The organism is Flavobacterium glycogeni, from assembly GCF_048286775.1.
Classification (GTDB): domain Bacteria; phylum Bacteroidota; class Bacteroidia; order Flavobacteriales; family Flavobacteriaceae; genus Flavobacterium.
On record NZ_JBLVPV010000040.1, the window covers coordinates 1 to 13,206 of the forward strand.

The window sequence follows — 13,206 nt, forward strand, 5'->3', positions numbered from 1 at the left end:
TCCGATGTTAGGCGAAAATTTACTGTTGAAATTTTGAAGATTTGGGTCATCCTGATCTTCTGGATTTAATTTATTAACATCCAGATTAAATAAATTGGCTGTTGCCTTGATACCAAACGAAAGCTTGAAGGCCTCTGATGTGGGAACGGAATAAGACAAATCTGCCGATAAGGTATTTTCATTGGTAGGACCGATTTTATCATTTACTAACGAAACTCCTAATCCTAAATTACTATTATTTAATGGGGTGTTTAATGAAAAAGTACTTGTCTCTGGAGCTCCATCCAGTCCAACCCATTGGGTACGGTATAGCCCAAAAATACTTATAACCCCTCTTGAACCTGCATATGCAGGATTAATATTGATGGTATTGTGCATGTATTGCGTAAACTGCGCATCTTGCTGCGCAAAACTTGCAATCGAAAAAAACATAAAAACTAAAACTAATTTTCTCATTTATTTTACTTTTAAGAATGGCTTAGTTTTATACTAAGCCATTTAAATTTGTTTTGACTAATTATTTATTGAGGTATAAATATCCAGCCTTTTGATGCGCATTGGATTCACTGTCTTTATATTTCAGAACATAATAATAGGTTCCCGTAGGTAATCCATCGGATTCCTTTACCGTTACACGTCCTTCGGAGATTCCTTTAAATGCCCTGTCTTCATTATTATAATGATCGCGTTCGAATACTAAAACTCCCCAGCGATTATAAATTTCAACTGTATTATCAGGATAACATTCTAATCCTTGGATATAAAATCGCTCGTTCTTCTTATCTCCATTGGGAGAAATAGCATTGAATACTTTTACAACACAACCTATAATTCCTAAAACTGTAGGCTTATCGTCAACAACCGTTTCATTATCAGAAAGATCGCTCACTAAAGTTCCAATAGGGCTTATAGCAGTCACTTTTGCTTGATTTACAACATTTCCTTTGTTAATATCAGCTTGAGTTACTTTATATTTTGCTTCAAACGAAGTAGTATCGGTTTGCCCCACACCCAATGATATTGGTCCTCCTGTAAGGACAATACCTGGTAAAAGGTCGGTTACTACAACATTCGTCAATGGCACATTTCCTGTATTGGTCACTGCAAAATTATACGTAATAGTTTCCCCAACTTTAGCATAACCATCGCCGTCATTATCATCGAAAGTTGCCGTTTTAATTATAGCAATGCCAGGCAATTCCTTTAAGGATATGGATATTGTCGCTGGGCTAAGGTCTACCAATCCGCCATTATCTTTTGCCGCTATTGTGAAACTAGCGTTATCACTTACAAAATTTACATTTGGAGTAAATTTTAATGCAGCTGAACTGGCCACTGTTAATTCTTGTCCAACTGTTACCGGAACTCCATTTAAAGTCAATATCCCTGACACTGGATCTGGAAGACTTTTAATTACATAAGCGATCACTGCACCATCTGCATCGTTTCCTGTCAAAGCTGGAATAGCATGTGCTGTTCCGTCTTTTGCCAAGACTACATTCGGTATATCATCAGTTGTTGGCGGTGTATTTCCCACCGGAATATTCACCGTTGATGGCATACTTGCCGCATTGCCATTATCGGTTGCCATATACATAAATGTGGCTGTTCCCGTAAAACCTGTTGCCGGTACAAATGTTAATTTAGTGGCTTCAAGCGGAGTTAACACTTGGTTTACTGTTACCGGAACTCCATTCATTAATACTATTCCTTGTGTAGGAAGCGGCAAAAGACTTATAGTATAGCTAATTACTGTTCCATCGGTATCCGTCCCGGTTAAGGTCGATACCGCTTTGGCTGTACCGTCATTAATAATGCTCGTTGAATTTGTTAAGGTGGCCACCGGTGCATCGTTTACCGGAGTTACCGTGATAGTCAAAGTCAGGTTCACACAACTTGCAGGAAGCGGCGTTCCTTGGTCACACACTTCAATCGTGATAACTTCGGTTCCGTTAAAATTAGCATTTGGTGTGTACGTATACGTTCCGTCCGTATTGATTACGATAGTTCCGTTGGTTGGACCAACTACTGGCGTGGTATTCGCCAATAGAGGCGTTCCATCAGGATCTGTATCTCCCGTATCGGTTAAATCTCCCGTCGCTGGTGTTCCGTCTTCCAACATTACATTGGTATCATTGTCAACTACTGGCGCATCGTTTACCGGATTTACCGTGATAGTCAAAGTCTGATTCACACAACTTGCAGGAAGCGGAGTCCCTTGGTCACACACTTCAATCGTGATAACTTCGGTTCCGTTAAAATTAGCATTTGGTGTGTACGTATACGTTCCGTCCGTATTGATTACGATAGTTCCGTTGGTTGGACCAACTACTGGCGTGGTATTCGCCAATAGAGGCGTTCCATCAGGATCTGTATCTCCCGTATCGGTTAAATCTCCCGTCGCTGGTGTTCCGTCTTCCAACATTACATTGGTATCATTGTCAACTACTGGCGCATCGTTTACCGGATTTACCGTGATAGTCAAAGTCTGATTCACACAACTTGCAGGAAGCGGAGTCCCTTGGTCACACACTTCAATGGTGATAACATCCGTTCCGTTAAAATTAGCATTTGGTGTGTACGTATACGTTCCGTCTGTGTTGATTACAATAGTTCCGTTGCTTGGACCACTTACCGGTGTAGTATTCACCAATAAAGCCGTTCCATCTGGATCTGTATCTCCTGCATCGGTTAAATCTCCCGTCGCTGGTGTTCCGTCTTCCAATATTACATTGGTATCAATGTCAACTACCGGTGCATCGTTTACCGGATTTACCGTGATAGTCAAAGTCTGGTTCACACAAATTGCCGGAGCTGGAGTCCCTTGGTCACACACTTCGATGGTGATAACTTCGGTTCCGTTAAAATTAGCATTTGGTGTGTACGTATACGTTCCGTCTGTGTTGATTACAATAGTTCCGTTGTTTGGACCACTTACCGGTGTAGTATTCACCAATAAAGTTGTTCCATCTGGATCTGTATCTCCTGCATCGGTTAAATCTCCCGTCGCTGGTGTTCCGTCTTCCAACATTACATTGGTATCAATGTCAACTACCGGTGCATCGTTTACCGGATTTACCGTGATAGTCAAAGTCTGGTTCACACAAATTGCCGGAGCTGGAGTTCCTTGGTCACACACTTCGATGGTGATAACTTCGGTTCCGTTAAAATTAGCATTTGGTGTGTACGTATACGTTCCGTCTGTGTTGATTACAATAGTTCCGTTGTTTGGACCACTTACCGGTGTAGTATTCACCAATAAAGTTGTTCCATCTGGATCTGTATCTCCTGCATCGGTTAAATCTCCCGTCGCTGGTGTTCCGTCTTCCAACATTACATTGGTATCATTGTCAACTACCGGTGCATCGTTTACTGCATTGACCACAAATGTAATATCGCCATTGTCACATGATCCCGAAGCATCACATAACGTATAATAAGGCAATACTGCCGTTCCGTTATAGTTATTCGCTGGATTAAACGTGACAACTCCTGTTGTTGTGTTTAAGGTCCAAACTCCTGTTGCGTTTGTGATGGTGCTTTGTACTCCTGCTGTTGCCGTATCTAAATCTACGGTAAACTGACCTACTCCATTTACCGGAGCTGTTGGGTTTCCGTCTGCATCGGTATCGTTGGCAATAACATTTACGGTTCCGTCAACTCCATCTTCTGTTAATGCTGTCGCACTTTGGTCATCGTCATTCGCTACTGGCGCATCGTTTACTGCATTGACCACAAATGTAATATCGCCATTGTCACATGATCCCGACGGATCACATAACGTATAAGGCAATACTGCCGTTCCGTTATAGTTATTCGCTGGATTAAACGTGACAACTCCTGTTGTTGTGTTTAAGGTCCAAACTCCTGTTGCGTTTGTGATGGTGCTTTGTACTCCTGCTGTTGCCGTATCTAAATCTACGGTAAACTGACCTACTCCATTTACCGGAGCTGTTGGGTTTCCGTCTGCATCGGTATCGTTGGCAATAACATTTACGGTTCCGTCAACTCCATCTTCTGTTAATGCTGTCGCACTTTGGTCATCGTCATTCGCTACTGGCGCATCGTTTACCGGAGTTACCGTGATTTCTTCATTTGCTGTAGCAGTTCCCCCATTTCCATCACTGATAACATAAGCAATACTTACTGGAGTTACTGAATTGAAATTGGTTGCTGGTGTAAAGCTGATTGCGCCTGCAGCCGTGATGTTCACTGTTCCGTTGGTTACAGCAATTACTTGCGCTGTACCCGGAGTCAGTGTGGTTCCGTTGATTGAGGTTATCGCTAATGTATTTCCATCAACATCTGAATCTGACTCTAATGGTAATAAAGTTACCGTTCCTTCTTCGGCAACAGAATAAGTGTCGTTTACCGCTACCGGAGCGGTGTTGCCAGAAGCTACCACCGTTACCGTTACACTTTGACAAGAAGAAGAACAAGAACCATCCTCCCAGCGTGCATAATAAGTTGTTGTTACAGTCGGCGAAGCAATATTCAAAGGATTTCCTGTACCTATATCTGTTCCGCCACAGCTTGATGTAAACCATCTCACCTGTGAACCGGAACCTCCGGTTACGCTTAAATCAATAGTCCCTGCATCGTCAGAATTGAAATTGTCTCTATTAACGTTTGCAGCTGTAGGCACTGTAGGCGCTGGTATTATTATAATTTCTTTGGTAACTGTCAATTGCCCGGTACAACTTGAAGGAGCAACTCCTGTGGCAGTCACATTGAATGTAGTCGTTGCAGAGAGGCTACCCGTTGGCAAATTAATAGTGCCACCCGTTCCCGCAACTGGAGACCCAACGTTTGTCGTACCATTCCTTAATTGATAATTAAAACCAACTTGAGAAAGAGCAACAGTTATGTTTGTTGAAGTGTTACCACAAATTGAGGCTGCATCCGAACCTACCGCTAAAGATAAGGTTGGAACTGCATTTACGGTAACGATTACCGTTTCGTCAAGTGTTTCCGTACAAGAACCAAAAGGAAATTTAATTGCTTTTATAGACAACGTTGCATTTGCAGTAAGCGTGGCAGAAGTTAAAGTAATCGTTCCTCCAGTTCCTAATATAGATGATCCTGAATTTGCCGATAACGTATTATTAAAGATTTGATAAACCACACCCGTTTGAGAAGAAACCACTTGAACATTAGCAACGACACTTCCTGAACACACGGTGGTGTTATCCGGATTTACCGTTAACGTTTTTGATGGAGGGCTACAAGTAACAGGGGTTTCGTCTAATTTTGGTCCTTCACAATTTGATCCACTCGTGGCTGTGGCCGTTACTTTTCCCCCTGAATATAATGCATTAGCATAAATTGTTGATATTGTCCAAGAAGTACCTATAACCACGGTTGTAGCCAATGTTGTTTCTGCTAAATCTTGATAGACTGGGTAGCCATCGATATATAATTTGATCGTATTTCCGTCAGTTCCGGTACCCGAAACAGATGTAGTGTTTTCTAAAATAGAATTTGGTGTAATCGTAACGGTACTGGTGGTTTGAGTACCAACCATAACACCCGAAGATGCAACACTTTGAGACTCACAATCCGTTGAATTTGTAGCCTTTGCAGTTATTGTGGTTAATGGAGCGATACTAATTCCTGTAGAAACTGTCCATAAACCATTAGAAACAGTTGTTGGTGAACCTACTGTAGCTGCACCATCATACAATTGTATAAAAGTCCCGTTTGGTTCTGAAGAAGTACCACGAACAATTGTTGTTGTCCCACAATAAGGACCAAGTACTACAGGTGTTGAAGTAACAGGTTTTACAACTGAAACTACAACACTATTCGAAAGGCATTTTGTACCATCCGTTGCATATACTTTTATTTTGTCACAAGCACTTAATGTTAATCCCGAAAATGACCAGGCTCCACCAGCTGTTGAAAGAACAGATTGTATAGATCTAACAAAATTATCCGACTCTCTAATTACTTCTAAAAATACTCTTGTAGCTACTGTAGTGGCCAAAGTTCCAGAAACAACATTAGTACTGGATAATAATGGAGACGTTGAAATAACCGGAGTGTTAGTTGTTCCTGGACCTCCTCCATTGTAAGAACAAAGCCAAACACCCGTAGATTCACATTCCCCAGGAGACTTAAAAGTAACATAATATGGGCCATCAGGTATTGCGTTTCCGTTCCCTGTTCCTATTGACCAAACTATTCCATCTATAAGGTCAGTCGTAGTCGTAATAAAAGGGTTCGCAGAAAGTTGTGCATTAGTATAAAGAGTTCCATTAGAATTATAAAAAGTAATTATAGTTCCTATTGGCCCTTTATATATCCCTTCAGCTCCTTTTCGTCCATTTATAATAGTTGCTCCTTGAGTTGATGTTCTTCCTGTACAAGAACTTAGAACCGTTGTAGTATTATTACAATTCGTTCCCGACTCGACTTCTCCTGTCGCTTGTGCAGTTGCCGAAATCTTGTCACCAATTACAAGTACTGGCGAAATTCCTGTTAAGGACCAAGCTCCTCCAGTTACAGTAGTTGAACCTATTAAAACTGTATTTTTATAAATTCGGATAGTCGTTCCGCTTGCTTCCGTAGAAGTTCCACTTACCGTAGTAGCTCCCGGTGACAAAGGCAAAGTTATTACAGGGCAATCTGAAAAAACACACGTAGAGATAGAACTTGGAGAACAAGGTGGCTGATTGTTAATAACTTCAGTAAAGCAATTTTCCAAACTCCCACAAACGGTATCATTTACACCCCCAATATCCGAGGCAGAACTTGGACTACAAATTGTAGACTTATCTGCTGCCATATTATCAACAATAGCATATCGCATAGCAGAATTCTGATCAAATCCAAGCGGTATTAAATCAGCCCAGTCAACATAAAATTCTAAAAAGAAATTCATTTGAGTACACTCTGTAGAAGCTGCAATAGATTTTTGTATTCTATCGACAGGGTATGATTTAACAAGATTACCTATAGCACCGCAGGCAACTTCTAAATTATAAATTCTGGCTCCAAATTTCGTAGCTAAAACTATTTCTACTTCAAAACCTGGGTTAGATGCTGTATAAGTTGGGTCAGCATTTGGGCCACTAGATCCAAATTTACCATCGGTATCAATTAAAATCGAATAACTTTTTGCATTTGGCGCAATACTGGCCATTCTAAATCTAAACAACCAGTTTGTTGCATTAGAATAATGAAAAACAGGATCAATACCTCCTGATACCGATTCAACAAAATCTGAGAATCCACAATTAGGACCATTTCTAACATCAGAACTGGGTTCGCTACCTGCAGCAATCAATGTTCTATAAGCTATTTCGCTATTAATTTTGTCATTCCCCAAAAATCCAGCCGCCGATGTTGAAATATAACCATCATTATTAGGATCCAAGACAGATCCACCAGCTGGCTCAATAATTAATCCCGTAGTCTGTGCGACAACTTTGCTAAGACTCAGTAAGACAAGCAGTGTAATAAGTAATTTTTTTTTCATATTTGAAAACTTTGTATTTGTACGGAATAACTTTTTTAACATGTGACTTATAAAATATATCGAGAAAACTTTATAGGAATACCCCCTATTATTTAAAACATACTGCCATTATTGCTCAATTAACTTAACTCTTTAAATAAAAATTGCCGAACTCAATTCCTTAAATAAGACAATTGGACAATCATTGTCTTATTCGTTAGCAAAACCATCCCTATTCTTTTCAAAAAGAGAAAACCGAAAACCAAAAATGAATAAAATCGTATGTCCATCATAATTTCCCACAGTCGATTGTTTATCACGTATTTGTAGTAAAAATCAACATAATTAAGACTGCAAAAATAAAAGGGAAAAAATTGGCTAAATAGTCAATTCGGACATTTTTACTGTTTGTTAGATTTACAGTATTTACTTGAAAAAAATAAGCGTATCAAAATCGACTTTAATGTTTTGTAAAACAATGTAAATTAGCGATTTATACATTTAGAATTAAAAAACAAATGCGTTAAAAAAATTGATTAAAATCAGAAAAATAATTATTCAAAGTGAAAATAATTGGAATAAAAGCATTAGAAGTAAATAAAAAACGCACTTCAGACGGAAGTTTGCCAAAGCGTTTTTTAAATTTGGAGGCAAACCTACCGGCACAGTCATAACCGGTTACTGTTGCAATATTTTGGATATGGATATCCGAATTTTGAATCAATTGCATTGCCAGAAGCATGTTTTTTTCTTTGTGATATTGCAACATCGAAAAACCAAACACCGCTTTGAAATTTGATTTTAATTTTGTGGGTGAAGTATTTACATCCTTTGCAATACATCCAATCCCTACAAAAGGAAGATGTAAATTATGCAAAATCATTTTCTCGGCCTTGGCAACATTATAATAATCTAAATTGCTTAACGAAACATTATCTAAAATACGGTTGTCCTCAAAAGAATTATCAAAAAATTCGATAATTAACTTCATACAGTCTTTTTTAAAATCCACAGTGTCAAATTCTCCCTCACATTCGGGTTCTAAGTTTTTTGCAATTTTTTTTGCCAAATCATGCGCTTTTGGTACGATGTCTAACCAAGTATAAGAACCTTTTTTACCATTTAAAAACCTTCTAATAGCCTTCCTTTGAGGGATTTTTTTAGAGGAAAGATTTTGATCAGCCCATTTCTTATTGATGGCAAAACTAAAGACTTTACCAATTGTACCTTTATAGAAATAGGTTGTCACTTCTGTTTCTGGTTTGCTAAAAGTCCAGCAAGTACTAAGGAGTGTAACGTCTTCCGAATCTTTGAAAGGAAATTTATATTCAAAAACAGAAAATGTCAGTAAATAATAATCACTGGATAGATTTTCATCATAGCCGGACTTAGCGATTATATTTTCCTTTACCTCCATTTCAGTAGCCAAAAGCCAAAAACCCTCTTCTATTTCACGGTAACGCATTGTCGCTTTATAAAGGGGCGTGTTTAAATAAATGCATTGCTTTGAAGGTATATGATTCGTTATAGGTAATTTTATTATGCTATCCAACATGATCTGCGGAGAATTGAATAAATAAGGAAATTCAAAAAAACCATCTTTAAGAAGAAAGAGATACTTTTGAATGTGTTTAGGCCAATTATCTAAGGTCATACGTTTAACAATTTAATTATTCATTCAAATCAAGGGGCAAAATTCATTTTTCATATTCCAGTTAAATCGAGTAATTCAATTTTAAAGTTGCCTCTTATATACATCTAATTGATATCCAGAAAATTATTTATTTCTAATTATCAATACGAAAGATTACTCCCTGCTTTTTATTTTTGGATAACAACAATTGAAATTAAAACTATTTTTTAAAGAGTAAATTTTATCTAAATGTCAACCAATAACTATCTGAAATTTTCGGACACGAAAGTACGAATGAGTCGATATTTCTCTCCATAATGTCGACAAAAAACTTGCTTAGTCGATAAAATACACAATCATCAACATTTAGCGCTTTTTAAGCGATATAAAAAGATATTTTTTCTTAAAACACATGCCATCTTATGCCATCAATCCCAAAAAAGACAGGGTGATGTTTCAATAAAATGACTCCTGATAATTCTGGGTCAGAGCTGAAGATGGTAACGAAAATACTGTGAAAGTACACGATGATTTAGGCTCAACCGAGTACGAAACAACCGAAGTTTTGAAAGGCTTTTATTAATAAGGAAATAATACCGAAAAAATAAACACCCATTTTTCCCACGAATTACATGAATTGCCACGAATTCCTATTTTAATTTTTAAAAAATTAGTGAAAATTAGTGCAATTCGTGGTTCCCTTTTTCAAGGCGTTTGTATCCTGTAAATTTAGTCCGCTTTGCGGACAGTCATAATACTTACTATTGAATTTCTATTGATTTCAAAAATTCAGATATTTCAATCATACAATACCCAATTTAAAATAAAAAGTACTTCCCAGTCCCAATTCGCTTTCAATACCAATGGTTCCTCCTTGCGCTTCAATAAATTCTTTGCTGATGGCTAAGCCCAATCCAGTACCAGATTTATGGCTGCCGGGAACCTGAAAATACTTATCGAAAATTTTAGTTTTATAACGGCTGTCAATTCCTTTTCCGGTATCAATCACTTGAAAAGTAATCTGATTATTTTCTTTTTTCAATTGTACCGTAATACTGCTATTTTCCGAAGAATATCGAATAGCATTGGTTAGAAAATTAATTAAAACCCAAGCCGTCTTTTCACTGTCAGCCTTCACTTCCGGCAAATTATGCTCCGCTTCAATCCGCAATTCAATTTGCTTTTGTTCGGCTTGCACTTTTATCGCTTCAATGGCATAATTCACAATCTCGTACGGATCACTTTTTTCCATATTCAACTGAATATTTCCTGTTTCCAGTTGTGATAATTCCAATAATTCCCCTGTAATTTTAAGCAATCGCTGGCTGTCCTCTTTGATACCTTCAATGAGTTGTTTTTGGTCGGTATTGATACTTCCAGTTTCTGGTTTTTCAAGCAATTGCAAACTCATTTTAATCGAAGCAATTGGGGTTTTCAACTCGTGTGAAACGGTGGCAATGAAATTAGTTTTGGCAAAATCCAATTCTTTAAAAACAGTAATGTTTCTTAAAATAATCACATCACCAATAATGATAGTTTGGTCTTCTCCCGTTGGTTTTATAGTAATTGTTACCGTTTCTTTTTCGAAATAACTTTCCTTTCCATCGGCAAAAATTTTCATCGGAAGTGATTTTTGATGCTCATTTGATAAATTATTTATAATTAAGGATTTCATCAAATCATTTGTTAATGCTAAAGTTGAAGCCAATTTCCCGATAGCTTCTTCCGATTTTAAACCCATAATTTTCAATGCTTCATCATTCGCAAACAAAATTACACCTTGATTATCCAAACCAATAATCGGGTCGTGCATATTGTTAATCAGCGTTTCCAATCGTTTCTTTTCAAAAGACAGTTTATGCAGATTACTATTGCTGTATTCTTCGAGTTTTTGGGCCATCGTATTGAACGATTTGGCCAAATCGCCATACTCGTTATGATTCATAAAATGCACGCGTTCCGAATAGTTTTTATTGGCAATTTCTTTGATACTTCCAGTAAGCTCTTTTATTGGATTGGCAATATTATTGGGCAAATTCACTAATAGATTGAAAGCAATCAAGAAGCAAAGCGTACCTGTAATGGCAATCCATAAATTAGCGGTTTCTGCGGTATGTGAAGCAATATCACTTTTCTCTTTAATAGCAATCATGTTCAATTTCATGATTTCGAAAATGTCCTGACGGATTTGGTTTTTTATAGTTTCATCAGTCCTGTTTTTTTCTAAAAAATCAAAACTTTTTTGCAAATTATACGTCACTTTATCTTCGCCAATCTCCGTAATATTGGCAATCTGATTTTTAAGATTCGTTTCAAAAACAACAATTGCTTTTTCTTCATCGCCATTAATTTCATCTAATGAAAGGAGCATATTCCGAGAATATTCGAGCGTATTGTAATTGGCTTTCAGAATGTTTTCAGTGTCTTTTTTTATCGAAAAAATATAAAACGCAGCCACTAATGACAGAATGATTATCATTAGAAAAAGTAAGCCAACGCCCAAGTTTAATTTGGTTTTAATTCTCATCTTTTAATTTGTTAAGAGCTATTCGTTATGGGTTATTCGCTAGAAGTTATACGTTAAGGCAGACGTTATTTTTTTGCAATTTGCAATTTGTGGTTATTACTCGTAGTTCTATTTTGACATCCTCTATATTATTTACAAATATATTCTAGCCTGATAATTCTAGACTTCTATCAACAACACTTCCCCTTTAACACATAATTTCTAACATATAACTTGCCCCAATCAAGACAGAATTACTAAATCAACATTCGATAACGAAAGACTATTCAATAAGCGTCTGAAAATCGTTGTTGACAAAATTACTTTAAATAAATTGAAGTGTGGTTTTCCGATGCAAACCGTTGTAATGTTTTTTTGTTCCACAATTTTAAGCATGGCATCTGTAATATTAGAATTTTGAATTTTAATCACTTCTGCTCCAAGTTGCGTGGCTAATTTGAAATTATTTATCAAATGACGTTGCTTGTCCAATGCAATTTTATCGCTGCTTTCTTTTGGTGTTTCCACGTATAAAACATACCAATTACAGTTGTAATAACTAGCCAAACGAGCCGCTTTTCTGATAACAATTTTAGCCGTTTTATCATTGCTGCTAATGCAAGCCAACAGTTTTTCATGTCGAAAAGCACTATTTTTCGGAACTTCATTCTCTACTTTTCTAAGCACTTGACCCGCAACTTCTTTCAACGCCAATTCCCGCAATTGTAAAATTTGATCTGATTTAAAAAAGTTATTCAAAGCCGTTTGAATTTTATCTGCAGTATATATTTTCCCTTCTTTCAAACGGGCAATCAAATCTTCCGATGTCAAATCAATATTCACCACCTCATCAGCCAATCGCAGTACATTATCCGGAACTCGCTCCTGAACATCAACATTTGTGATTCGTTTCACATCTTCATTCAAACTTTCAATATGCTGGATATTCACTGCCGAAATCACATTAATTCCCGCTTCCAAAATCTCCAAAACATCCTGCCAACGTTTCTCATTTTTGCTTCCCTCAATATTCGTATGCGCCAATTCATCAACAATAACCACTTCAGGACGTAAATTGATAATAGCTTGCATATCCATTTCCTCGAGTTGTTTGCCTTTATAGAAAAGCGTACGTCTTGGAATTACCGGTAAACCATCTAGCAGTTCATGGGTTTCTTTGCGAAAATGCGTTTCGATATATCCAATTTTTACGTCGATACCATTTTTCAATAAAGTATGTGCTTCCTGGAGCATCCGAAACGTTTTGCCCACACCGGCACTCATCCCAATGTAGATTTTAAACTTTCCTTTGCGTGATTTTTGTATTAAATCCAGAAAGTGCTTGACGTTATTTTCTTTTTCTTGTTCCATTGTCATTGCTTTATAGAATTGACAATTGAGAATAGGCAATTTGCAAATGACAAAATCTCACAAGCGAATTACCTATTATCATTGCATATAGAATATTCAGGTCAAACGCATTAAAAATTGAACCACATAGATTCTGTGTTGATTTCCAAATAAATCTATATTTTTTTTATAATTTTGTTTTTAAGTCAGTCATAGAACTAGACTCTATAGCGTGTTTAAGCCGTTTGTGTTTGCACG

At 37.2% G+C, this 13,206-nt stretch carries 5 protein-coding genes; all 5 read right to left on the bottom strand.

Going from position 1 to position 13,206, the window contains the following annotated elements; all coding sequences use genetic code 11:
- Window positions 1-456: PorP/SprF family type IX secretion system membrane protein (locus ACNQGX_RS17805; RefSeq protein WP_417978558.1), on the bottom strand; the 456-nt coding region annotated here is incomplete at its 3' end.
- A gap of 61 nt (window positions 457-517) precedes the next feature.
- On the bottom strand, window positions 518-7,480 hold the full coding sequence (locus ACNQGX_RS17810; RefSeq protein WP_417978560.1) for a tandem-95 repeat protein: 6,963 nt from the start codon (window positions 7,478-7,480) through the stop codon (window positions 518-520).
- 502 nt (window positions 7,481-7,982) lie between these two features.
- On the bottom strand, window positions 7,983-9,113 hold the full coding sequence (locus ACNQGX_RS17815) for a helix-turn-helix domain-containing protein (protein ID WP_417978563.1): 1,131 nt from the start codon (window positions 9,111-9,113) through the stop codon (window positions 7,983-7,985).
- 781 nt (window positions 9,114-9,894) lie between these two features.
- Window positions 9,895-11,619, bottom strand: coding sequence for an ATP-binding protein (locus ACNQGX_RS17820; RefSeq protein ID WP_417978565.1), 1,725 nt, complete (start codon window positions 11,617-11,619; stop codon window positions 9,895-9,897).
- Between the two features lie 222 nt (window positions 11,620-11,841).
- Window positions 11,842-12,969 (bottom strand): sensor protein KdpD, encoded by a 1,128-nt coding sequence (locus ACNQGX_RS17825; protein WP_417978567.1) that lies wholly within the window; start codon window positions 12,967-12,969, stop codon window positions 11,842-11,844.
- Window positions 12,970-13,206: the final 237 nt, after the last annotated feature.

Excerpts from the sequence above, each read along its gene's own strand:
- ACNQGX_RS17810 (WP_417978560.1), bottom strand. The coding sequence starts at position 7,480 with ATGAAAAAAAAATTACTTATTACACTGCTTGTCTTACTGAGTCTTAGC.
- ACNQGX_RS17815 (WP_417978563.1), bottom strand. The coding sequence starts at position 9,113 with ATGACCTTAGATAATTGGCCTAAACACATTCAAAAGTATCTCTTTCTT.
- ACNQGX_RS17820 (WP_417978565.1), bottom strand. The coding sequence starts at position 11,619 with ATGAGAATTAAAACCAAATTAAACTTGGGCGTTGGCTTACTTTTTCTA.
- ACNQGX_RS17825 (WP_417978567.1), bottom strand. The coding sequence starts at position 12,969 with ATGGAACAAGAAAAAGAAAATAACGTCAAGCACTTTCTGGATTTAATA.